Origin of the sequence: Citrobacter telavivensis (genome assembly GCF_041807075.1) — a bacterium.
GTDB lineage: Bacteria > Pseudomonadota > Gammaproteobacteria > Enterobacterales > Enterobacteriaceae > Citrobacter_A > Citrobacter_A telavivensis.
This window is the reverse complement of the sequence record NZ_JBGUBF010000002.1, coordinates 327766-352332: the sequence shown is the minus strand read 5'-3', so window position 1 is coordinate 352332 and position 24567 is coordinate 327766. Positions and strand designations below refer to the sequence as shown.

Here is a 24567-nt window from a genome sequence, read left to right as displayed (position 1 = left end):
ATATTTCACAAAGCGGACTTAAGATTAGAACCGCTTCACAAAATTATATTTTTATAGCGCTGTTTTGTCAGAGTGGTGCGAATGTTGCTCTATCTCTCCAAACCGCTGGCCTTATTAGTCCCGGTCAACCAATGACATCTATGAACACGCGCTCCTTCCCGTTGCCTTGCAACTTCCTGAAGGAGGTCGAGTAAAGCTAAGGAGAGGGTTATGGGGGATATAATGCGTCCGATTCCATTTGAGGAACTTTTGACGCGCCTATTTGATGAATATCAGCAGCAGCGCTCGATCTTTGGTATTCCTGAGCAGCAGTTCTATTCACCGGAAAAAAGCAAATCGGTAAGCGTCTTCGGTGAAACCTGTGCCACCCCCGTCGGCCCCGCCGCCGGCCCGCACACTCAACTCGCCCAAAATATCATCACCGCCTGGCTGACAGGCGGCCGGTTCATCGAACTCAAAACCGTCCAGATTCTCGATCGGCTGGAGCTGGAAAAACCCTGTATTGATGCGGAGGATGAGTGCTTCAATACCGAATGGTCAACTGAATTTACCCTGCTGAAAGCGTGGGATGAGTATCTTAAAGCCTGGTTCGCACTGCATTTGCTGGAACAACTGCTGCACCCTTCCGGTGCTGGTAAGTCGTTCATTTTTAATATGAGTGTCGGCTATAACCTTGACGGCATCAAGCAACCGCCCATGCAGCAGTTCATCGACAACATGATGGACGCGTCGGCGCATCCTAAGTTCGCGCAGTATCGCGACACGCTGCAGCACTGGCTGCACGATGAGACGTTCCTGGCTCGCCACGGGCTGAACGAACATCGACAGCGTCTACAGGCGCTGCCAGCACGCATTCCCGCAAAACTGGTGCAGGGCGTCACGCTGTCCACGATGCACGGTTGTCCACCGCACGAAATAGAAGCCATCTGCCGCTACATGCTGGAAGAGAAAGGCCTGAATACCTTTGTGAAGCTGAATCCGACGCTGCTGGGTTACCCACGCGCACGTGAAATTCTGGACCGCTGCGGCTTTGGTTATATCGGCTTAAAAGAGGAGTCGTTCGAGCACGATCTCAAACTCACCCAGGCGCTGGAAATGTTGCAACGGTTGATGACGCTGGCAAAAGAAAAATCACTGGGTTTCGGCGTCAAACTCACCAATACGCTGGGCACCATTAATAACAAAGGCGCGCTTCCCGGTGAAGAGATGTATATGTCCGGCCGGGCGCTGTTTCCCCTCTCGATCAACGTAGCCGCCGTGCTTTCCCGGGCCTTTGACGGCAAATTACCCATCTCCTATTCCGGCGGCGCCAGCCAGTTGACCATCCGCGATATCTTCGACACCGGAATCCGCCCGATCACGATGGCGACCGACCTGTTAAAACCAGGCGGTTATCTGCGTCTTAGCGCCTGTATGCGTGAGCTGGAATCCTCGGATACGTGGGGAATGGAACATGTCGATGTCGAACGGCTGAATCGGTTGGCGGAAGAGGCCGTTACGATGGCCTACACCCAGAAACACTGGAAGCCTGAAGAGCGCATTGACGTGGCCGACGGCTTACCGTTGACCGACTGCTACGTGGCCCCCTGTATTACAGCCTGCGCCATCAAACAGGATATTCCGGAGTATATTCGCCTGCTTGGCGAGCAGCGTTATGCCGACGCGCTGGAGCTGATTTATCAGCGAAACGCCCTCCCCGCGATCACCGGCCATATCTGCGATCATCAATGCCAGTACAACTGTACCCGTCTGGACTACGACAGTGCGCTTAACATTCGTGAACTGAAAAAAGTGGCGCTGGAAAAAGGCTGGGAAGAGTACAAACGGCGCTGGCATAAACCTGCAGGCTCGGGTTCACGTCATCCTGTTGCGGTCATCGGCGCGGGTCCGGCCGGGCTTGCGGCCGGTTATTTCCTTGCCCGGGCAGGACATCCGGTGACGCTATTCGAGCGCGAAGCCAATGCGGGTGGCGTGGTGAAAAATATCATTCCCCAGTTCCGTATTCCGGCAGAGCTCATTCAGCACGATATCGATTTTGTCGCCGAACACGGCGTAAAGTTCGAATATGGCTGTGCACCGGATCTGACCGTTCAGGGCTTGAAAGATCGGGGTTTCCACTATGTCCTGATCGCAACCGGTACGGATAAAAATAGCGGCGTGAAGCTCAACGGCGACAACCCCAACATCTGGAAATCACTTCCTTTCCTGCGTGAATACAACCAGGGAACGGCGTTGACGCTCGGTAAACATGTGGCGATCGTCGGCGCGGGCAACACGGCGATGGACTGCGCCCGTGCGGCACTGCGCGTGCCGGGCGTGGAAAACGTCACGGTGGTCTACCGTCGTTCGCTACAGGAGATGCCCGCCTGGCGTGAAGAGTATGAAGAAGCCCTGCACGACGGAGTTGAATTCCGTTTCCTCAACAATCCGGAACGCTTTGATGCGGATGGCACGCTCACCCTGCGCGTCATGACGCTTGGGGAACCGGATGAGAAAGGGCGTCGCCGTCCGGTGGAAACCGACGAAACGCTGACCCTGCACATCGATAGCCTGATTACCGCCATCGGTGAACAGCAGGATAGCGACGCGCTGAGCGCAATGGGCGTACCGCTGGATAGCAAAGGTTGGCCTGCGGTGAACAACAATGGCGAAACCCGTCTCTCCGACGTGTTCATGATTGGCGATGTCCAGCGCGGCCCGTTATCCATTGTTGCCGCCATCAGCTCTGCGCGACGGGCCACAGATACAATTCTCTGGCGGGAAAATATCCGCTCCCACCACGGCGATAAGCGCTGGGGTAACGTCAGTCCCGCTGAAATCTATCAGCGTAAAGGTGAGATAGCGGTCGCGAAGGTCGATAAAGACAACCGTGACGCCTTTGTCGCCCAGGAAGCGGCCCGTTGCCTTGAATGTAACTATATCTGCAGCAAATGCGTGGACGTCTGTCCGAACCGCGCCAATGTGTCGATTCCCGTTCCTGGCTTCCAGAACCGCTTCCAGACGCTGCACCTGGACGCTTACTGCAACGAATGCGGTAACTGCGCCCAATTCTGCCCGTGGCAGGGCAAACCGTATAAAGACAAAGTCACGCTCTTTAGCCTGGCCGAGGATTTCGACAACAGCAGCAACCCCGGTTTCCTGGTGGAAGACGGTCGGGTCAGGGTCCGGTTGAATGACCAACGCTGGACATTGAACATCCGCAGGGATGGGCAGTTCGCCAGCATCCCGCCGGAGCTGGATGACATGTGCCGCATCATCAGCTATGTCCACCAGCATCACCATTACCTGTTAGGCCGCGTGGAGGTGTAATCATGTTGATTCTGAAAAATGTCACCGCCGTACAACTTCATCCGGCCAGCGTGCGCGAAGGCGTGGATATTGCGATAGATAAAGACGTCATCGTCGACGTGGGCAATGCGCTGACGCAGTGCTACCCGCAGGCGCAATGGAAAGAGATGCACGGGCGAATCGTGATGCCGGGACTGGTCTGCGCGCATAACCACTTTTACTCCGGTTTATCGCGTGGGATCCAGGCCAATATCGCCCCCAGCCCGGACTTTATCTCAACGTTGAAGAACCTGTGGTGGCGTCTGGACCGGGCTCTGGACGAAGAGTCGCTCTACTACAGCGGGCTGATTTGCTCGATGGAAGCGATTAAGAGCGGATGCTCTGCAGTTATCGATCACCACGCTTCGCCGGGCTACATACAGGGGTCGCTCTCTACGCTGCGTTCAGCATTTATAAAGGTGGGCCTGCGGGCCATGACCTGCTTTGAAACCACCGACCGTAACGAGGGAATCAACGAGTTGCAGGCCGGCGTTGAAGAGAATATCCGCTTCGCCCGCCAGATAGACCACGCGCGGGAGACCGGTAACGAGTCGTATCTGGTGGAAGCGCACATTGGCGCGCACGCCCCGTTTACCGTGCCCGATGCCGGTCTGGAGATGTTGCGCGAGGCCATCAACGCCACCGGGCGCGGTCTGCACATTCATGCGGCGGAAGACCGCTACGATGTCTCCCACAGTCATCACCTGTACGGTAAAGACCTGCTGGTAAGGCTCGCGGAATACGGACTTATCGACAGTAAAACGTTGGTGGCACACGGCCTGTACCTGTCTGCGGAAGATATCGCGTTGCTGAATCAGCAGGATGCCTTCCTGGTACACAATGCCCGCTCCAACATGAATAACCATGTGGGTTACAACCCCCATCTTACCCACATTCGCAATCTGGCGCTGGGGACGGACGGCATCGGCTCCGACATGCTTGAAGAGATGAAATTTGCCTTCTTCAAACATCGTGACGCGGGCGGTCCTCTGTGGCCTGACAGCTTTGCGAAAGCGCTGGCGAACGGCAACGAACTGTTGCACCGCAACTTCGGGGAAAACTTTGGCCAACTGCAAGCCGGTTATAAAGCCGATTTAACCTTCCTCGACTATTCGTCGCCGACGCCGCTGATCGCTGAAAACGTTGCCGGGCATATCGCTTTCGGCCTCGGTTCAGGCAGCGTGCATAGCGTGATGGTGAATGGTGTGATGGTGTATGAAGACCGTCAGTTCACTTTCGATACCGATTCCATTTATGCGCAGGCCCGAAAAGCCGCCGCCAGCATGTGGCGGCGAATGGATGCGCTGGCATAGCCCATACCCTCTCCTGAACGGGAGAGGGAGTGATGAGGAATGATTGATGATTGAACAATTTTTCAGGCCCGACTCCGTTGACCAGGCGCTGGAACTCAAGCGCCGCTATCAGGAGGACGCCGTCTGGTTTGCCGGGGGCAGCAAACTCAACGCCACGCCAACGCGTACCGATAAGCGGATTGCCATTTCACTGCAGGATCTGGAGCTGGAGTGGATCGACTGGGACAATGGCGCATTGCGTATTGGGGCGATGACTCGCCTGCAACCGTTACACGACGCCCGCTATCTCCCGGCGGCACTGCGGGAGGCGATCGGCTTTATCTACTCGCGCCATTTACGCAACCAGGCAACCCTCGGCGGAGAGATTGCCGCGCACCAGAAAGAGTCCGTGTTACTCCCCGTCCTGCTGGCGCTGGACGCTCAGTTGGTTTTTGGTGATGGCGAAACCCTGCCGCTGGAAAGCTATCTCGCCTCCCCGCACGATCGTCTGATCACCGAAGTTATCATTAAAGATCCCTTCCGCCCTTGCGCCACTCGTAAAGTGAGCCGTTCACAGGCCGGACTCACCGTCGTGACGGCGGCGGTCGCGTTAACCGAACACGGAGGGATTTGCATCGCGCTGGACGGCGTGGCGGACAAAGCACAACGCCTGCGTGATGTGGAAACACAAACGCGCGAAGGTACGGAACTGGAGCAGGCGGTCGCTAACGCGATATTCCCGCAGGAAGATATACGGGGCAGCGCCGCCTATAAGCGCTATATCACCGGCGTGGTGGTGGCCGATCTGTATGCCGACTGCCTGATGGCCGGGGAGGACGTTGTATGATGATTCACTTCACATTGAACGGCACGGTCCGTGAAATGAAGATTAACCCGGGCGAAAACGTACAGAAACTGCTGTTCAACCTCGGTATGCACTCGGTGCGCAACAGCGACGACGGATTCGGCTTCGCCGGTTCGGATGCGATTCTCTACAACGGTCGCATCGTCAATGCCTCATTACTGATTGCCGCGCAGTTGGATCACGCGGAGATCCGCACCAGCGAATCACTCGGTAAATGGAATGCGCTGAGCCTGGTACAACAGGCGATGGTGGATGTCGGCGTTGTACAGTCCGGTTATAACGATCCTGCCGCTGCGCTTATCATCAGCGATCTGCTGGAGCGTATCGCACTCCCCACGCGGGAAGAGATTGACGATGCGCTGTCCGGTCTGTTCAGTCGCGACGCGGGCTGGCAGCAATATTATCAGGTGATCGAACTGGCGGTGGCGCGTAAAAGCGATCCGCAAGCCCATATCAATGTCGCCCCCACGTTCCGCGACGATCTCGCGGTCATTGGCAAGCCCTGGCCAAAAACCGATGCCGCGAAAATGGTCCAGGCCAAGCCCTGCTATGTGGAAGATCGCATCACCCCTGACGCCTGCGTGATTAAAATGCTGCGTAGTCCGCATGCCCATGCGTTGATTACTCATCTCGACGTCAGCAAAGCCGAAGCGCTACCCGGCGTGGTTCACGTTATCACCCACCGTAACTGTCCCGATATCTACTATACGCCAGGCGGGCAAAGCGCGCCGGAACCCTCCCCGCTTGACCGTCGCATGTTCGGTAAGAAACTGCGCCACGTCGGCGATCGTGTTGCCGCCGTGGTTGCAGAAAGCGAAGAGATTGCACTGGCAGCGCTGGCGCTTATCGACGTGAAATATGACGTGCTTAAACCGGTATTGTCGATTGACGAAGCGATGGCGGACGATGCGCCAGTCGTACACGATGAACCGGTGGTATATGTTGCTGGCGCGCCGGAGACGCTGGAAGAAGACAACCGCCATGCCGCCCAGCGTGGCGAGCACATGATCATCAACTTTCCGATTGGTTCTCGTCCGCGCAAGAATATCGCCGCCAGTATTCATGGCCATATCGGCGACATGGAGAAAGGTTTCGCCGAAGCGGATGTGATTATTGAGCGTACCTACCATTCCACACAGGCGCAGCAGTGCCCGGCTGAGCCTCATATCTGCTTTACCCGCATGGACGGCGATCGCCTGATCATTCACGCCTCAACGCAGGTGCCGTGGCACCTTCGTCGCCAGGTCGCCCGTCTCGTCGGCATGAAGCAGCACAAGGTCCACGTCATCAAGGAACGCGTCGGCGGCGGCTTTGGTTCCAAACAGGATATCCTGCTGGAAGAAGTCTGTGCCTGGGCGACCTGCGTGACCGGACGCCCGGTCTATTTTCGCTATACCCGTGAAGAGGAATTTATTGCCAATACCTCCCGCCACGTTGCGAAAGTCACGGTTAAACTGGGCGCGAAGAACGATGGTCGCCTGACGGCGGTAAAAATGGACTTCCGCGCCAATACCGGCCCTTACGGCAACCATTCGCTGACCGTGCCGAGCAACGGTCCGGCGCTCTCGCTACCGCTGTATCCTTGCGACAACGTCGATTTCCAGGTCACCACCTACTACAGCAACATCTGCCCCACCGGGGCGTATCAGGGCTATGGCGCGCCGAAAGGCACCTTTGCAATGACGATGGCGTTAGCCGAGCTTGCCGAACAGTTGCAAATTGACCAACTGGAGATCATCGAGCGCAACCGGGTTCACGAAGGACAGGAACTGAAAATCCTCGGCGCAATCGGTGAAGGGAAAGCGCCAACGTCTGTCCCTTCCGCCGCCAGCTGTGCGCTGGAAGAGATCCTGCGCCAGGGGCGGAAGATGATCGACTGGTCTTCCCCCAAACCGCAGGACGGTGACTGGCATACCGGTCGCGGGGTCGCCATTATCATGCAGAAATCAGGGATCCCGGATATCGATCAGGCCAACTGCATGATCAAACTGGAGTCCGATGGCACCTTCATCGTCCATTCCGGCGGGGCGGACATCGGCACCGGACTGGATACCGTGGTCACCAAACTGGCGGCGGAAGTGCTGCACTGCGCGCCAGAGGAAGTGCATGTCATCTCCGGCGATACTGACCATGCGCTCTTCGACAAAGGCGCTTATGCCTCATCCGGCACCTGCTTCTCGGGGAATGCGGCGCGTAAGGCGGCGGAAAACCTGCGCGAGAAAATCCTCTTTCACGGTGCGCAAATGCTGGGCGAACCCGTTTCTGACGTTCAACTGGCAGCCCCTGGCGTCGTGCGCGGCAAGCAGGGAGAAGTGAGTTACGGTGACATCGCGCATAAAGCGGAGACAGGAACCGGTTTTGGCACGCTGGTCGCCACGGCCAGTTACATCACCGCAGACTTCGCATTCCCCTATGGGGCGAACTTCGCCGAAGTCGCGGTGAATACCCGAACCGGCGAAATCCGTCTCGACAAGTTCTACGCGCTGCTGGACTGCGGCACGCCGGTTAACCCGGAACTCGCGCTGGGGCAAATCTACGGGGCATCAATGCGGGCCATCGGTCATAGCCTGAGCGAAGCGATCCTCTATGATGCCGAAGGCCATCCGCTGACCCGCGACCTGCGCAGCTATGGCGCGCCCAAAATTGGCGATATCCCCCGGGATTTTCGTGCCGTGCTGGTGCCGAGCGACGATAAGGTCGGCCCGTTCGGCGCCAAATCAATCTCTGAAATTGGCGTAAATGGCGCGGCGCCTGCCATTGCTACCGCGATTCATGATGCCTGCGGCGTGTGGTTACGCGAATGGCATTTCACACCGGAGAAAATACTGACCGCGCTGGAAAAACTGTAGCGACGCGGGCCGCTCAGGCGGCCCGTGTTCATGACTCAATAATGATTAAATGCCGTCTGCGGAAATGAGATAAGCCGTTCTCAGGGCAACCTGCGCCTCAAATTCGCAGAATTTAATTCTGCTGATTCAGATGATCAAATTTACTTATTAAGGAGTGAAGGGATGTCTGATATATCACGTGCAGGCTCAGATCTGATTTACGAACTGGAGGATCGCCCTCCCTTTCATCAGTCGATTATTGGCGCGATCACCCACCTGCTGGCCATTTTTGTTCCCATGGTTACGCCAGCATTAATTGTCGGCACCGCGCTACAGCTCTCGGCGGAAACCACCGCCTATCTGGTCTCAATGGCGATGATTGCCTCCGGCATCGGCACCTGGCTGCAGGTCAATCGCTATGGCATGGTCGGCTCCGGTTTACTCTCGATTCAGTCGGTGAACTTCTCATTTGTCACGGTGATGATTGCGCTGGGCAGCGGGATGAAAAACGACGGCTTCCATGAAGAGTTGATCATGTCATCGCTGCTCGGCGTTTCCTTTGTCGGGGCATTTCTGGTGGTGGGGTCGTCTTTCATTCTGCCTTACTTGCGCAGAGTCATCACCCCAACCGTCAGCGGCATTGTGGTGCTGATGATTGGCCTGAGCCTGATTAAAGTCGGGATCATCGATTTTGGCGGCGGCTTTGCGGCGAAAAGCAGCGGCACCTACGGGAATTACGAGAACATCGGCGTCGGGTTGCTGGTGCTGGTCGTGGTGATCGGTTTTAACTGCTGTCGCAGTCCGTTATTGAGAATGGGGGGTATCGCGATCGGCCTTTGCGTGGGCTATATCGTCTCTCTGTGCCTTGGCATGGTGGACTTCAGTGGTATACGCAATCTGCCGTGGGTCACCATCCCGACCCCGTTTAAGTACGGTTTCCAGTTCAATTTTCATCACTTCCTGGTCGTCGGGACCATTTATCTGCTCAGCGTGCTGGAAGCGGTAGGCGACATTACCGCGACAGCGATGGTTTCCCGGCGTCCGATTCAGGGAGATGAATATCAGTCGCGCCTGAAGGGTGGAGTGCTGGCCGATGGACTGGTCTCGGTCATTGCCTCTGCGGTGGGTTCACTCCCCTTGACGACCTTTGCGCAAAACAACGGCGTTATCCAGATGACCGGCGTCGCCTCACGCTATATCGGACGCACCATCGCCATCATGCTGGTGTTGCTTGGGCTGTTTCCGATGATTGGCGGCTTCTTCACTACCATTCCCTCGGCGGTGCTGGGGGGCGCGATGACGCTGATGTTCTCGATGATCGCGATCGCCGGGATCCGCATCATCATCACCAACGGGCTTAAGCGCCGTGAAACGCTGATTGTCGCCACCTCGTTGGGGCTGGGTCTGGGCGTCTCCTATGACCCGGAAATTTTCAAAATCCTGCCTGCCTCAATTTATGTGTTGGTGGAAAACCCCATCTGCGCAGGCGGTCTGACCGCCATTCTACTGAATATCATTCTCCCTGGAGGCTACCGGCCTGAAGAAGTGCTGCCGGGCATCGCCTCTGCGGAGGAAACGGATTAACGGTAAAGGAGTTTACGATGTCTGGAGAACACACGTTGAAAGCGGTGCGCGGCAGCTTTATTGATGTCACCCGCACCGCCGAAGACCCGGAAGAAATTGCCTCAGCGCTGCGATTTGTGGAAGACGGATTACTGCTGATTCGCCAGGGAAAAGTCGAATGGTTTGGCGAGTGGGAAGAAGGGAAAAAACGGATCCCCGACGCCATCCGTATCCGCGACTATCGCGGGAAACTGATCGTGCCGGGATTCGTTGATACGCATATCCACTACCCCCAGAGCGAAATGGTCGGCGCCTATGGCGAGCAGTTACTGGAATGGCTGAATAAACACACTTTCCCGACCGAAAAACGCTACGAGGATCTGGAATACGCACGCGAGATGTCGGCTTTTTTCATCAAGCAGCTGTTGCGTAACGGCACCACCAGCGCACTGGTTTTTGGTACGGTCCATCCACAGTCCGTTGACGCGTTGTTCGAAGCCGCAAGCCACATCAATATGCGTATGATCGCCGGCAAAGTGATGATGGATCGTAACGCACCGGATTACCTGCTGGACGACGCCGAAAGCAGCTACCTGCAAAGTAAGGCGTTGATTGAGCGCTGGCATAAAAATGGCCGCCTGCTGTACGCCATCACGCCGCGCTTTGCGCCGACCTCTTCTCCACAGCAGATGGCGATGGCACAGCGTCTGCATGAGGAATATCCCGATACCTGGGTGCATACCCATCTCTGTGAAAACAAAGACGAAATTGCCTGGGTTAAGGAACTCTATCCTGAACATGACGGCTACCTGGATGTGTACCACCAGTACGGGCTGACCGGCAAAAACTGCGTCTTCGCCCACTGCGTACATCTCGAAGAGAAAGAGTGGGATCGCCTGAGTGAAACCCGCTCCAGCATCGCCTTTTGTCCAACCTCTAACCTCTACCTCGGCAGCGGTTTGTTCAATCTGCAAAAAGCCTGGCATAAGAAGATCAGCGTCGGCATGGGAACCGATATCGGTGCGGGCACCACTTTCAACATGCTGCAAACGCTGAACGAAGCCTACAAAGTGGTGCAATTGCAGGGTTACCGCCTCTCGGCATACGAAGCATTTTACCTGGCGACCCTCGGCGGCGCGAAAGCGCTGGGTCTCGACCATCTTATTGGCAACTTTATGCCCGGCAAAGAGGCGGACTTCGTGGTGCTGGAACCGACGGCGACGCCGCTACAGCAACTGCGCTATGACAACTCTACATCCCTGGTCGACAAATTGTTCGTGATGATGACGCTGGGCGACGATCGCTCTATTTACCGCACCTACGTCGATGGGCGTCTGGTGTACGAACGGACCTGACAGAACGCTAACATCCTGCTGAGGACATTATTATGTCTGGAGATATACTGCAAACCCCCGGCGCGTCGAAACCTCGCGGCGCGCTGGATAATTACTTCAAGATTACTGAGCGTGGCAGTACCGTGCGCCAGGAGATACTGGCCGGGTTGACCACCTTTCTGGCGATGGTCTATTCCGTCATTGTCGTGCCCGGAATGCTCGGAAAAGCGGGATTCCCACCCGCCGCCGTCTTTGTCGCCACCTGTCTCGTCGCAGGCTTCGGTTCGCTGTTGATGGGACTCTGGGCCAACCTGCCGATGGCTATCGGCTGCGCAATTTCTCTAACTGCTTTTACCGCATTCAGCCTGGTGCTGGGCCAGCAGATCTCGATTCCTGTCGCCCTCGGCGCGGTTTTCCTGATGGGGGTGATTTTTACCGCCATTTCGGTAACCGGGGTCCGGACCTGGATCCTGCGAAACTTACCCATGGGCATTGCACACGGCACAGGGATCGGTATTGGGCTGTTCTTGTTGCTGATCGCGGCAAACGGTGTCGGCATGGTGATTAAAAATCCGCTGGAAGGACTTCCGGTGGCACTCGGCGCATTTACCTCTTTCCCGGTGCTGATGAGTCTGCTGGGGCTGGCGGTCATCTTCGGGCTGGAGAAATGCCGCGTCCCCGGCGGGATCCTGCTGGTGATTATCGCCATCTCCATTATCGGTTTGATATTTGACCCTGCCGTCAAATATCACGGTCTGGTCGCCATGCCCAGTCTGAGCGGCGAAGATGGTAAGTCTCTGATTTTTAGCCTTGATATTATGGGGGCCTTACAGCCTGCGGTGCTGCCAAGCGTGCTGGCGCTGGTGATGACGGCGGTATTCGATGCCACCGGCACCATCCGCGCCGTCGCCGGACAGGCGAATCTGCTGGATAAGGACAACCAGATCATCAACGGCGGTAAAGCGCTGACCAGCGACTCCATCAGCTCCGTGTTTTCCGGGCTGGTAGGCGCAGCACCGGCTGCCGTCTATATTGAATCCGCTGCTGGAACCGCCGCCGGAGGGAAAACAGGGCTGACCGCCACCATCGTCGGCTGTTTATTCCTGCTTATCCTGTTTTTATCTCCTCTCTCTTACCTGATTCCAGGCTATGCGACTGCCCCTGCGCTGATGTACGTAGGCTTACTGATGCTCAGCAACGTCTCAAAACTGGATTTCGATGATTTTATCGATGCGATGGCCGGTCTGGTCTGCGCGGTCTTTATCGTCCTGACCTGTAACATCGTTACCGGCATTATGCTCGGTTTCGTGACGCTGGTTGTTGGTCGTGTTTTTGCCCGGGAATGGCAGAAGCTGAATATCGGTACCGTCATCATTACCGTCGCGCTGGTCGCGTTCTACGCCGGCGGATGGGCAATTTAAGCGATGCTCCGCGCACGCGCGCGGAGCTGTTCTATCGGCCTCGCCCTTCAGGAGAAAACGCATGAGCGCCATAGATTCCCAACATCCCTCACCTTCGGGGCAAGACCGCGCCACCGATGAGGTAGACCGCCTGTTATCGCCAGGCAAACTGGTCGTACTCGGTTTACAGCATGTGTTGGTCATGTACGCAGGCGCGGTCGCTGTCCCGTTGATGATTGGCGACAGGCTCGGCCTCAGTAAAGAAGCCATCGCGCTGTTAATCCGTTCTGATCTCTTTTGCTGCGGGATCGTTACCCTGCTGCAATGTATTGGCATCGGCCGCTTTATGGGGATTCGCCTGCCCGTGATTATGTCGGTGACGTTTGCCGCCGTGACGCCGATGATTGCGATTGGCATCAATCCGGATATCGGTCTGTTGGGCATTTTTGGCTCAACTATCGCCGCAGGGGTGATAACCACACTCTTAGCGCCGCTTGTCGGTCGCCTGATGCCGTTATTTCCACCGCTGGTGACGGGTGTGGTGATCACCTCAATTGGTCTGAGCATCATTCAGGTGGGCGTTGACTGGGCAGCCGGCGGGAAAGGCAATCCTGAATATGGGAATCCGGTCTATTTAGGGATTTCGTTTGCGGTTTTAATTTTTATTTTATTAATCACCCGGTTTGCCAAAGGCTTCATGTCCAACGTCGCGGTCCTGCTGGGGATCATCTTTGGCTTTGCGCTCTCATGGATGATGAATGAAGTGAACTTGTCAGGCCTGCACGATGCCTCGTGGTTCGCGATTGTCACACCGATGGCCTTCGGTACGCCCGTCTTTGATCCAGTGTCGATTCTGACCATGACGGTCGTGCTGATTATTGTGTTTATTGAATCGATGGGGATGTTCCTGGCGCTCGGTGAAATCGTCGGTCGCAAACTCTCTTCGCAGGATATCATTCGCGGCCTGCGCGTGGATGGCGTCGGGACCATGATTGGCGGACTGTTTAACAGCTTTCCCCATACCTCGTTTTCCCAAAACGTTGGTCTGGTCAGCGTCACGCGCGTGCACAGTCGATGGGTCTGCATCGCCTCTGGCGTCATCTTAATTTTGTTTGGCATGGTGCCGAAAATGGCGGTTCTGGTCGCCTCCATTCCGCAGTTCGTCCTCGGCGGCGCAGGGCTGGTGATGTTTGGCATGGTACTGGCGACCGGGATCCGCATTCTCTCGCGCTGCAATTACACCACGAACCGTTACAACCTCTACATTGTGGCCATCAGCCTGGGCGTCGGCATGACGCCGACGTTATCACATGATTTTTTTTCTCGCCTGCCAGCCGTACTCCAGCCGCTGCTGCACAGCGGCATTATGCTAGCAACTTTCAGCGCGGTGGTATTGAATCTGTTTTTCAATGGTTATCACCATCATACCGGGCTGGTACAGGAATCCATCTCGGATAAAAACCTGAAGGTCAGAACGGTGCGAATGTGGCTGCTGATGCGCAAGCTGAAAAAAAATCAGCAGGATGAGTAGCATGAATCTCTTTTTGCGCTGCCTGATAACCCTGCTGTTGCTTATGCTGATGTCGATCCCCGCCGTTTCAGACGGCATTGCGCTGGGTATCGAAAGTCGCTTCCAGTTTATGCTGCTGTTTTTCTAAAATCGCGCCTGCTCCCGACATCCGTACCGCAAGATACGGATGTCAAATTCCGCCGTTAAACGCTCCCTGAGCTAATCAATACGTCGTGAGATCTCATATACTGGTACGTGCTTAAGAATTACAGTGAGACATTATGCGACAGGAACACGTCATTTTGCTGGATGCACAGGACACCCCTTCCGGCACGCTGGAAAAATACAGCGCCCACACCGCCAACACACCATTGCATCTCGCCTTCTCTTCCTGGCTGTTCAATGCAGAGGGGCAACTTTTGGTGACTCGCCGATCGCTTGCGAAAAAAGCGTGGCCGGGAGTTTGGACGAACTCGGTTTGCGGCCACCCTCAACGGGGTGAAAGCCACGAAGAGGCCGTTATCCGCCGCTGCCGGCATGAGCTTGGCGTAGAGATTGCCAGCCTGACCCCCGTCTACCCTGCATTCCGCTATCGGGCGACCGATCCCAGTGGGATCGTAGAAAATGAGGTTTGTCCGGTCTATGCGGCACGGGTAACCAGTGAACTGCAGGTCAATCACGACGAAGTGATGGATTATCAATGGAGCAGTCTGGAGGATGTTTTACGCGGAACTGACGCGACGCCGTGGGCCTTCAGTCCGTGGATGGTGATGCAGGCTGCTGATGATAATGCGCGCGAGCGACTGCGAGAATATTGCCGACGTTAATTGACGCCGGATGGCGCTACGCTTATCCGGCCTACGGCAAGCGTAACGCTATCCAACATTTCACCGCTTATTTTACCGGGCGCATCGCCGGGAACAGGATCACGTCACGAATAGTGTGGCTGTTGGTGAACAGCATCACCATACGGTCAATCCCAATGCCCAGACCCGCCGTCGGCGGCAGACCGTGCTCCAGCGCGGTGACGTAGTCTTCGTCGTAGAACATCGCTTCGTCGTCACCGGCTTCTTTCGCGTTTACCTGATCCTGGAAGCGCTGCGCCTGATCTTCTGCATCGTTCAGCTCGCTAAAGCCGTTACCGATCTCACGACCGCCGATGAAGAACTCAAAGCGATCGGTGATCTCCGGATTCTCGTCATTACGACGCGCCAGCGGAGACACTTCTGCCGGGTATTCGGTAATGAAGGTCGGTTGAATCAGATGCGCTTCGGCCACTTCTTCGAAGATTTCAGTCACGATACGGCCCAGACCCCAGCTCTTCTCTACCTTGATACCGAGAGATTCGGCGATCGCTTTGGCGGAGTCGAAGTTATCCAGTTCAGCCATTTCCGTTTCCGGACGGTATTTCTTGATAGCTTCGCGCATGGTCAGTTTTTCGAACGGCTTGCCGAAGTCGAACACTTCATCACCGTAAGGGACTTCCGTTTTACCTAACACGTCCTGCGCCAGGGTACGGAACAGAGACTCGGTCAGTTCGATCAGATCTTTGTAGTCCGCATACGCCATGTAGAGTTCCATCATGGTGAACTCTGGGTTATGACGTACGGAGATCCCTTCGTTACGGAAGTTACGGTTGATTTCGAACACGCGCTCGAAACCACCCACCACCAGACGCTTCAGGTACAGTTCCGGCGCAATACGCAGGTACATATCCAGATCCAGCGCATTGTGATGGGTGATAAACGGACGCGCAGAGGCACCGCCTGGGATCACCTGCATCATCGGGGTCTCAACTTCCATAAAGCCGCGACCGACCATGAACTGACGGATGCCCGCCAGGATCTGGGAACGCACCTTAAAGGTGTTACGGGATTCATCGTTAGAGATGAGATCCAGATAGCGCTGACGATAACGGGCTTCCTGATCCTGCAAACCGTGGAATTTATCCGGCAGCGGACGCAGCGCTTTAGTCAGCAGACGCAATTCGGTGCAGTGGATAGACAGTTCGCCCGTTTTGGTCTTGAACAGTTTCCCCTTCGCACCAAGGATGTCGCCGAGGTCCCATTTCTTAAACTGCTCGTTGTAAGTGCCTTCCGGCAGATCGTCACGGGCAACGTACAGCTGAATACGACCACCCACGTCCTGCAACGTAACAAAGGACGCTTTACCCATGATACGACGGGTCATCATGCGGCCTGCAACGGACACCTCGATGTTCAGCGCTTCCAGCTCTTCGTTCTCTTTCGCATCGAAGTCAGCGTGCAGTTGGTCTGAGGTGTGATCGCGACGGAAATCGTTCGGGAAGGCGATACCCTGCTCGCGCAGTCCTGCCAGCTTCTCACGGCGCGTTTTCAGTTCGTTGTTAAGATCGGCTACCGCGTCAGCGCCCTGTGCGTGTTGTTCAGACATGTTGGTTCCTCATAACCCTGCTTTCAAACTTGCTTCGATAAATTGATCCAGGCTGCCGTCCAGCACAGCTTGCGTGTTGCGGGTTTCAACCCCGGTACGCAAGTCTTTAATGCGGGAGTCATCAAGGACGTAAGAACGAATCTGGCTTCCCCAGCCGATGTCGGATTTAGTATCTTCCATCGCCTGCTTCTCGGCGTTCTTCTTCTGCATTTCCAGTTCATAAAGCTTTGCTTTCATCTGCTTCATGGCCTGGTCTTTGTTCTTGTGCTGGGAACGGTCGTTCTGGCACTGCGTCACAATCCCGGTCGGGATGTGAGTAATACGCACCGCTGATTCGGTACGGTTAACGTGCTGACCGCCCGCGCCGGATGCGCGATACACGTCGATACGCAGGTCTGCCGGGTTGATTTCGATATCAATATCGTCATCCACTTCCGGATAAACGAACGCGGAGCTAAACGAGGTATGACGACGACCGCCAGAGTCAAACGGGCTCTTACGTACCAGACGGTGAACGCCAGTTTCCGTACGCAGCCAGCCGTAGGCATATTCGCCAGAAATCTTAATGGTCACGGATTTGATCCCGGCCACTTCCCCTTCTGACTCTTCAATAATTTCGGTCTTGAAGCCGCGCGCTTCTGCCCAGCGCAGATACATACGCTCCAGCATACTTGCCCAGTCCTGCGCTTCAGTCCCGCCGGAACCGGCCTGGATGTCGAGGTAGCAATCGGCGCTGTCATATTCACCGGAGAACATACGACGAAACTCCAGCTGCGCCAGTTTTTCGTCAAGCGTTTCAAGTTCCGCAACGGCTTCGTTAAAGGTTTCTTCGTCGTCGGCTTCTACAGCCAGATCCAGCAGGCCGGAAACATCTTCCAGCCCCTGAGACATTTGGTCGAGGGTGTCGACAATCGCTTCAAGCGAGGAACGTTCTTTGCCCAGCGCCTGCGCGCGTTCGGGTTCGTTCCAGACGTCCGGCTGTTCCAGCTCGGCGTTTACTTCTTCCAGACGCTCTTTCTTGGCATCATAGTCAAAGATACCCCCTAAGAACGTCAGAGCGCTCCGTGAGGTCCTGAATGCGGTTTTTTACCGGATTAATTTCAAACATGGTCTGATTTCTTTTATTGGACTTGTCAAAATGCGGTGATAAGAGCGGGATTGTAACCAATCCACGCTCTTTTTTATAGAGAATAGTGACGGTAAAGTGGTCAGATTACACGGGCCAGATATTATCGATGATTAACTGCAAACTACGGTTGCCGCGAAATTCGTTAATATCCAGTTTGTAGGCCAGTTCAACTTCGCGCACGCCGTTATCCGGCCAGCAGGCGGTATCGACGTTAAAGGCGATGCCGTCCAGCAGCGGTCCTCCGCCAACGGGTTCGACCATCACTTTCAAATGCCGCTCGCCGACCAGACGCTGCTGAAGCAGACGGAAACGCCCGTCAAACAGCGGTTCCGGAAACATCTGCCCCCACGGACCGGCGTCGCGTAGCAACTGCGCGACCTCCATCGTCATCTCCGCCGCGCTCAGCGGGCCATCAGAGACCACTTCCCCCTGTAACAGCGACGGATCCAGCCATTCGGTGACCAGCTCGCCAAAACGCTGCTGGAACAGATCGAATTTCGCCTCTTCCAGCGACAGTCCCGCCGCCATCGCGTGGCCGCCGAATTTAATCATCAGCCCCGGATGCAGCGAATCCAGCCGCTCCAGCGCATCACGCATGTGCAGCCCCTGAATGGAACGCCCGGAGCCTTTCAGCGTGCCGTCACCTGCCGGTGCAAAAGCGATCACCGGGCGGTGAAAACGCTCTTTAATGCGCGAGGCGAGGATCCCAACCACTCCCTGATGCCACTCAGGATGATACATCGCCAGACCGCCAGGCAGCGTCTCGCGGCTGCGCTCCAGCTTCTCGCACAGGGTCAGCGCTTCCGCCTGCATCCCCTGCTCAATCTCTTTACGCGTCTGGTTCAGCGCATCCAGCTCATTGGCCAGTACCCGCGCTTCGCCGATGTTATCGCACAGCAATAGCGCCACACCGACGGACATATCATCCAGCCGACCTGCGGCGTTCAGACGCGGACCGAGGGCGAAACCTAAATCACTGGCGGCAAGCTTTTGCGCATCGCGGTTGGACACTTCCAGCAGCGCTTTGATCCCCGGACGACATTTTCCGGCGCGAATGCGGCTTAAGCCCTGCCAGGTGAGGATCCGGTTGTTGGCATCCAGCGGCACCACGTCCGCCACGGTGCCCAGCGCGACCAGATCGAGCAGATCCGCCAGGTTAGGCGGCGCAATGCCACGTTCGTCAAACCAGCCCTTATCGCGCAGGAAAGTGCGCAGGGCAAGCATCAGATAAAACGCCACGCCCACGCCGGCCAGCGATTTCGACGGGAAATCACAGTCAGTCAGATTTGGGTTGATGATGGCTTCGGCTGCCGGTAATGTCTCGCCCGGCAGGTGGTGATCGGTAACCACCACCGGGATCCCCAGCGCCCTGGCGTGATCCACACCGGCATGGGAAGAGATACCGTTATCGACGGTGACAATCAGCTGCGCGCCACGCGCATGGGCCTGATCGACCACTTCCGGACTTAAACCGTAACCATCCTCAAAACGGTTTGGCACCAGGTAGCTGATGTTATCGCAGCCCAGCGAGCGCATCCCCAGCACGCTCAGGGCGGTACTGGTTGCGCCGTCCGCATCGAAGTCACCGACCACAATGATGCGCGTCCCCTCGCGAAAGGCGTTATAGAGGATTTCGACCGCTTTTTCGACGCCGCTCAGTTGCTGCCAGGGCAGCATGCCTTTTACGCTGCGCTCGAGATCCCGGGCGCTGCGTACACCACGACTGGCGTACAAGCGGCGTAACAGCGGCGAGAGATCGGCAGGCAGTGCTGCCGATTCATCGACTTCCCGCCGACGAAGTTGTATCTGTTGTTTCACGCGAATTACTTACCACTGGTCTGTTTTTGGTGCTCGTCAAGAAACGCTTTCATCTCTTTCGGCCCCTGATAACCTGGTACGACATAGCCGTTGCTCAGCACAATGGCTGGCGTACCACTTACGCCAAACTGCACGCCCAGCGCGTAGTGATCCGCGATGTTCACATCACAGGTTGCCGCTTTCACACCTTTGCCAGCCATCGCGTCATCAAACGCTTTGGCTTTGTCTTTTGCACACCAGATGGACTTCATATCCTGTTCGGCCTGGCTTTCCAGACCCTGGCGCGGGAAGGCGAGGTAGCGGACGGTAATGCCCAGCGCATTGTAGTCCTTCATCTCTTCATGCAGCTTGTGGCAGTAGCCACAGGTGATATCGGTAAAGACGGTGATAACGTGTTTTTCCTGTGGCGCTTTATAGACGATCATTTCATTTTCCAGCGCGTTCAGGTGCTTCATCAGCAGCTGATTGGTCACGTTGACCGGCGTCGCACCGCTGACGTCGTACATTGGCCCCTGAATGATGTGTTTACCGTCTTCCGTCACATACAGCACGCCGCTGTTGGTCAGCACCGTTTTCATCCCGGCAATTGGGGCGGGTTGAATATCCGTGCTCTGCACGCCCAGTTTCGTCAGAGACTGGCGGATCGCGGCGTCGTCGGCGTGTGCCAGGCCGGAAAACGCGGTGGCCAGCAGGGTAAACAGCATTAAACCTTTTTTCATAACCTTTCCTGTTCGCTCAGCATTCACGCTCTTGGGTGATGCTGTTGATGAAGTTGACGCAAGCGCGCTGTCGCAACATGAGTATAAATCTGCGTGGTGGAGAGATCGCTGTGACCCAGCAACATCTGCACCACGCGTAAATCGGCGCCATGATTGAGCAAATGCGTGGCAAATGCGTGGCGTAAAACGTGCGGTGACAGCTTTTCACTGTCGATTCCCGCTAATACGGCATAGTGCTTAATGCGGTGCCAGAAGGTCTGGCGCGTCATCTGCTGGGCGCGTTGACTGGGAAACAGCACGTCAATCGACACGCCGTTCAGCAGCCACGGACGCCCATGCTCCAGGTACGTCTCCACCCAGTACACCGCCTCTTCGCCCAATGGAACGAGTCGCTCTTTATTGCCTTTACCGATCACCCGAACCACACCCTGGCGCAGACTGATGTCACTCATCGTCAACCCGACGAGTTCAGACACACGCAGTCCCGTGGCATACAGGATCTCAAGCATGGCTTTATCGCGTAACTCCAGCGGTTGGTCAACCACTGGCGCCTGTAATAATCTCTCAACTTGCGCTTCACTGAGATCTTTCGGTAAGCGCTGTGGCAATTTAGGCGACGCCAGCGTCGCTGTTGGATCGTCTGAACGGATCTTCTCGCGATAAAGATGCTGGAAAAGCCGCCGCACCGCGCTCAGCAGTCGTGCGGTACTGGTCGCTTTATACCCGCCGTCCATCCGCTCGGCCAGTAATGCCTGCAGATCGTCGCTTTGCGCGGTATCCAGCGACACCTGACGGTGTGCGAGCCACTCCACCAACATGGTCAAATCGCGGCGATAGGCGCTCAGCGTATTTTCCGCCAGATTTTTCTCCAGCCAGAGTGCATCAAGGAATTGTTCGATGCGCGCAAGATCCTGTTCCACATCAGCCTCTTTGATTCTGCAACCCGCCATTATGACTCAATGATACGGGTTTCTGGTACACTACGCGCAAAGTCATAGCAAGTATTGAGACGTTTACGCGATGAATATTGGTCTTTTTTACGGTTCCAGCACCTGCTACACCGAGATGGCGGCAGAGAAAATTCGCGACATCATCGGCCCGGAACTGGTAACACTGCATAATCTGAAAGATGATGCCCCGGCCCTGATGGAGCAGTACGATGTGCTGATCTTAGGCATTCCCACCTGGGATTTCGGTGAAATTCAGGAAGACTGGGAGGCCGTCTGGGATCAACTGGACGAGCTCAACCTCGAAGGCAAAATTGTCGCACTTTACGGTATGGGCGACCAGTTAGGCTACGGCGAGTGGTTCCTTGACGCGCTGGGCATGCTGCATGACAAACTGTCGACCAAAGGGGTCAAATTCGTCGGTTACTGGCCTACCGAAGGCTACGAGTTCACCAGCCCTAAACCGGTCATTGCCGAGGGTCAGCTGTTCGTCGGTCTCGCCCTGGATGAAACCAATCAATACGATCTCAGCGATGAGCGTATTCAGGCATGGTGCGAGCAAATTCTTGGTGAAATGGCCGAGCACTATTCCTGATACCGATTATCTGAGACAAAACCCCTGACCCGTAGGGCTGGCAGTAAAAACCGTCAGCCCTGCCAGCGCATTCCATCCATTACGCCTATCCCAGCGTCGAATTTTGCATCATCAGGCGGCGTAAATCTCGCCATTCAGCTTTATCCATACTGTCTGCCGCGAGCCACAAATGCTGGCGTTTACCGGTTTCTGACCGCAAGCGCAGCATCATGCCGGTTTTAATCATCCACGGCGCACTGACGATAAGCCAGTCCTGCCCCTGCCAGCGGAGCCGTCCATCCATCAGAAGTTTGACCTCCCCCTGACGGGCGTTAATTCGACGCTGGCTACGGACGCAGTCAAACACAACCAGCGAAAGCAGTATCAACCACAACGGCGTGTAGCTCAGCGGCCATGGCATTAATAGAATAGCCGCAGCGACCAGCCCATGCAGAAGCAGCGATAACCACTGTGCGCGCCATGAGACGCGGAGATCAGATTGCCACAGGACCACGATCCCGATTCCGTGTCTGAATGAGTCGAACCATCTGCGCCAGTTCAGCATCTGCCGGTTTACCGTGATTCATCAACCAGTTGAATAAATCCGGGTCATCACACTCCAGCAGACGAATAAAAATACGTTTTTCATCGTCGCTCAACGTGTCGTATTCATGTTCGAAAAACGGCATGATGGAAATATCGAGTTCACGCATACCGCGTCGGCATGCCCAGTGAATACGTGCTTTATTGTTAATATCCATTTTTTTCTTCCTGTCTCACTCAAATGAACTACCCGGCTATTGTAACGTGTTTTTCATCCTGTTTTGCGGGAATATCCGTAATCACAAGCGCGATCGCTAATTAAATCCCCAATAACTCAATGGGTTCATGTTTTCTGGATGCCGCCTCGCAATCTATACGATAAGGCACAAATGGGACTATCAAAGCGCTTGCATTGGGCAATAGCTCTTTTACCATTAGTCATTATCACTGCGTTAAGCAAATCAGGACATTTTTATGGCATTTACTCCATTTCCACCTCGTCAGCCGTCAGCTTCAGCACGTTTGCCCGTGACGTTAATGACGTTAGATGACTGGGCGCTGGCCACGATTACCGGGGCTGACAGCGAGAAGTATATCCAGGGTCAGGTGACTGCTGACGTGAGTCTACTGACTGAGCACCAACACGTACTGGCCGCCCATTGCGACGCTAAAGGAAAAATGTGGAGCAACCTGCGACTGTTCCGCGACGGCGATGGCTTTGCCTGGATTGAGCGTCGTAGCCTGCGTGACGCGCAGGTGACCGAACTGAAAAAATACGCCGTGTTTTCGAAAGTGGCGATTGCCCCGAACGATGAGCGCGTACTGCTGGGCGTAGCGGGTTTCCAGGCGCGTGCCGCACTGACAAATCTGTTTAGCGAACTGCCTGACAGCGAAAAGCCCGTCACGTGTGAAGGAGCAACCACCCTGCTGTGGTTTGAACATCCGGTGGAACGCTTCCTGTTGGTTACTGATGTGACAACAGCGGAAGCCGTGACGGAAAAGCTGCGTGGCGAAGCCGAACTGAATAACAGCCAGCAGTGGCTGGCACTGGATATTGAGGCTGGACTTCCGGTGATCGATTCTGCCAACAGTGCGCAGTTCATTCCGCAGGCGACCAATCTTCAGGCGCTGGGGGGAATCAGCTTTAAGAAAGGCTGCTATACCGGGCAAGAGATGGTGGCGCGAGCGAAATTCCGCGGGGCGAACAAACGTGCATTGTGGTCTCTGGCGGGTAAGGCCAGCCGGGTACCGGAAGCGGGTGACGATCTTGAGATGCAAATGGGTGAGAACTGGCGTCGTACTGGCACCGTCCTCGCGGCAGTGCAGTTGGATGACGGTCAGCTACTGGTACAGGTGGTGATGAACAACGATATGGAAGCCGACAGCGTATTTCGTGTACGCGACGATGCCAACACGTTGCACATCAAACCGCTGCCCTATTCGCTGGAAGAGTAACAAAATAACGCCTGATGGCGCGTCGCTTATCAGGCCTACGAAGATATACCTCTCGCCCTGTAGGCCGGATAAGACGTTTACGTCACCATCCGGCATCTCTCGCCTGATGGCGCGTCGCTTATCAGGGCTGCATAGATGTACCTGTAGGCCTGATAAAACGTCAAACCATCACATCACGCCTGTCCTACGTACAAGTAGATCGCCAGAAAGTGGCACACGCTGCCACCCAGCACGAACCCGTGCCAGATGGCATGGTTGTAGGGAATGCGTTTACTGACGTAGAAAATCACTCCCAGTGAATAGACCACGCCGCCGACGGCCAGTAGCGTTACGCCTCCCGCCGCCAGTTTGATTGCCAGTTGATACACCACAATCAGCGACAGCCAGCCCATCGTCAAATAGGTCACCAGCGACAGCACTTTAAACCGGTGGGCTATCGTCAGTTTGAATAAAATACCGAGCAGCGCCAGGCTCCAGATAACAATCATCAGCCCACGTGCCAATGTTGAATCCAGCCCCACCAGCAGAAACGGCGTATAGGTCCCGGCAATGAGCAGGTAGATAGCACAGTGGTCGAATTTTTTCAGCCAGATCTTCGCCCGTTGATGTGGGATAGCGTGATACAAGGTCGACGCCAGAAACAACAGAATCATACTGCCGCCGTACAGGCTGTAGCTGGTAATCGCCGTCGCGCTGGCGTTCATATCCACCGCCTGCACCAGCAACAGCACCAGACCGACGATACCAAACACCAGCCCAATGCCGTGGCTGATGCTGTTGGCGATTTCCTCTGCCAGTGAATATCCCTGCGCGATTAATGGCTTCTGGACCATAACTTACTCCGGTGAAAC

The 24567-nt window shown here is 55.6% G+C and carries 20 protein-coding genes; 12 read left to right on the top strand and 8 right to left on the bottom strand.

Going from position 1 to position 24567, the window contains the following annotated elements; all coding sequences use genetic code 11:
* The first annotated feature begins 210 nt into the window (after positions 1–210).
* From ygfK to idi, 10 genes are all read left to right on the top strand, one after another.
* Positions 211–3309: a putative selenate reductase subunit YgfK gene (gene ygfK, locus ACERJC_RS12775; protein WP_373671834.1), complete on the top strand. Its 3099-nt coding sequence runs from the start codon at positions 211–213 to the stop codon at positions 3307–3309.
* A 2-nt stretch (positions 3310–3311) separates the two neighbouring features.
* Complete coding sequence (gene ssnA / locus ACERJC_RS12770; RefSeq protein ID WP_373671833.1) at positions 3312–4640, top strand: putative aminohydrolase SsnA; 1329 nt, start codon at positions 3312–3314, stop codon at positions 4638–4640.
* Between the two features lie 46 nt (positions 4641–4686).
* Positions 4687–5466, top strand: coding sequence for a molybdopterin-dependent oxidoreductase FAD-binding subunit (gene ygfM / locus ACERJC_RS12765; RefSeq protein WP_371895123.1), 780 nt, complete (start codon positions 4687–4689; stop codon positions 5464–5466).
* The gene (locus tag ACERJC_RS12760) at positions 5463–8333 is read left to right on the top strand and encodes a molybdopterin-dependent oxidoreductase Mo/Fe-S-binding subunit (RefSeq protein WP_371895122.1); all 2871 of its coding nucleotides are present in this window, start codon (positions 5463–5465) and stop codon (positions 8331–8333) included. The genes ygfM and ACERJC_RS12760 overlap by 4 nt, the downstream gene beginning before the upstream one ends.
* Positions 8334–8495: 162 nt before the next feature.
* Complete coding sequence (locus ACERJC_RS12755; protein WP_152402161.1) at positions 8496–9896, top strand: nucleobase:cation symporter-2 family protein; 1401 nt, start codon at positions 8496–8498, stop codon at positions 9894–9896.
* Between the two features lie 17 nt (positions 9897–9913).
* Positions 9914–11230: a guanine deaminase gene (gene guaD / locus ACERJC_RS12750; RefSeq protein ID WP_373671832.1), complete on the top strand. Its 1317-nt coding sequence runs from the start codon at positions 9914–9916 to the stop codon at positions 11228–11230.
* Positions 11231–11262: 32 nt separating this feature from the next.
* Complete coding sequence (gene ghxQ / locus ACERJC_RS12745; RefSeq protein ID WP_152402158.1) at positions 11263–12630, top strand: guanine/hypoxanthine transporter GhxQ; 1368 nt, start codon at positions 11263–11265, stop codon at positions 12628–12630.
* Positions 12631–12691: 61 nt separating this feature from the next.
* Entirely contained in the window at positions 12692–14140 is a 1449-nt protein-coding gene (locus ACERJC_RS12740) for a nucleobase:cation symporter-2 family protein (protein ID WP_373671831.1), read from the top strand.
* A 1-nt stretch (position 14141) separates the two neighbouring features.
* A complete protein-coding gene (locus ACERJC_RS12735) occupies positions 14142–14267 on the top strand; it encodes a hypothetical protein (protein ID WP_286632275.1) in 126 nt (41 codons plus the stop codon).
* A 133-nt stretch (positions 14268–14400) separates the two neighbouring features.
* The gene (gene idi, locus ACERJC_RS12730) at positions 14401–14946 is read left to right on the top strand and encodes an isopentenyl-diphosphate Delta-isomerase (protein WP_152402154.1); all 546 of its coding nucleotides are present in this window, start codon (positions 14401–14403) and stop codon (positions 14944–14946) included.
* A gap of 67 nt (positions 14947–15013) precedes the next feature.
* Here the strand turns inward: idi and lysS are convergent, their stop codons facing one another.
* From lysS to xerD, 5 genes are all read right to left on the bottom strand, one after another.
* The gene (gene lysS, locus ACERJC_RS12725; RefSeq protein ID WP_046486929.1) at positions 15014–16531 is read right to left on the bottom strand and encodes a lysine--tRNA ligase; all 1518 of its coding nucleotides are present in this window, start codon (positions 16529–16531) and stop codon (positions 15014–15016) included.
* Between the two features lie 9 nt (positions 16532–16540).
* Positions 16541–17639 (bottom strand): peptide chain release factor 2 gene (gene prfB / locus ACERJC_RS12720; RefSeq protein WP_152402150.1). Its coding sequence is split into 2 segments (ribosomal slippage): positions 16541–17563 and positions 17565–17639, totalling 1098 coding nucleotides; the frame shifts between segments, so codons are not numbered across the junction.
* A gap of 105 nt (positions 17640–17744) precedes the next feature.
* Positions 17745–19478 carry a single-stranded-DNA-specific exonuclease RecJ gene (gene recJ / locus ACERJC_RS12715; protein WP_373671830.1) on the bottom strand — a complete coding sequence of 578 codons (1734 nt, stop codon included), beginning with the start codon at positions 19476–19478 and terminating at the stop codon, positions 17745–17747.
* 5 nt (positions 19479–19483) lie between these two features.
* The gene (gene dsbC, locus ACERJC_RS12710; RefSeq protein ID WP_152402146.1) at positions 19484–20197 is read right to left on the bottom strand and encodes a bifunctional protein-disulfide isomerase/oxidoreductase DsbC; all 714 of its coding nucleotides are present in this window, start codon (positions 20195–20197) and stop codon (positions 19484–19486) included.
* 23 nt (positions 20198–20220) lie between these two features.
* Entirely contained in the window at positions 20221–21117 is an 897-nt protein-coding gene (gene xerD / locus ACERJC_RS12705) for a site-specific tyrosine recombinase XerD (RefSeq protein ID WP_152402144.1), read from the bottom strand.
* Positions 21118–21217: 100 nt separating this feature from the next.
* Here xerD and fldB point away from each other — a divergent pair, with 100 nt between their 5' ends.
* Positions 21218–21739 carry a flavodoxin FldB gene (gene fldB / locus ACERJC_RS12700; RefSeq protein WP_102603584.1) on the top strand — a complete coding sequence of 174 codons (522 nt, stop codon included), beginning with the start codon at positions 21218–21220 and terminating at the stop codon, positions 21737–21739.
* Positions 21740–21824: 85 nt separating this feature from the next.
* Here the strand turns inward: fldB and ACERJC_RS12695 are convergent, their stop codons facing one another.
* Both ACERJC_RS12695 and sdhE read right to left on the bottom strand, forming a co-directional pair.
* Complete coding sequence (locus ACERJC_RS12695) at positions 21825–22232, bottom strand: protein YgfX (protein WP_152402141.1); 408 nt, start codon at positions 22230–22232, stop codon at positions 21825–21827.
* Positions 22213–22479: an FAD assembly factor SdhE gene (gene sdhE / locus ACERJC_RS12690; protein WP_152402139.1), complete on the bottom strand. Its 267-nt coding sequence runs from the start codon at positions 22477–22479 to the stop codon at positions 22213–22215. The genes ACERJC_RS12695 and sdhE overlap by 20 nt, the downstream gene beginning before the upstream one ends.
* Before the next feature lie 256 nt (positions 22480–22735).
* On the opposite strand from sdhE, the gene ygfZ reads away from it, so the two are divergent.
* Positions 22736–23716: a tRNA-modifying protein YgfZ gene (ygfZ, locus tag ACERJC_RS12685; RefSeq protein WP_373671829.1), complete on the top strand. Its 981-nt coding sequence runs from the start codon at positions 22736–22738 to the stop codon at positions 23714–23716.
* A 173-nt stretch (positions 23717–23889) separates the two neighbouring features.
* Here ygfZ and trhA read toward each other — a convergent pair whose 3' ends face one another.
* Positions 23890–24549 carry a PAQR family membrane homeostasis protein TrhA gene (trhA, locus tag ACERJC_RS12680; protein ID WP_046486956.1) on the bottom strand — a complete coding sequence of 220 codons (660 nt, stop codon included), beginning with the start codon at positions 24547–24549 and terminating at the stop codon, positions 23890–23892.
* Positions 24550–24567 lie beyond the last annotated feature (18 nt).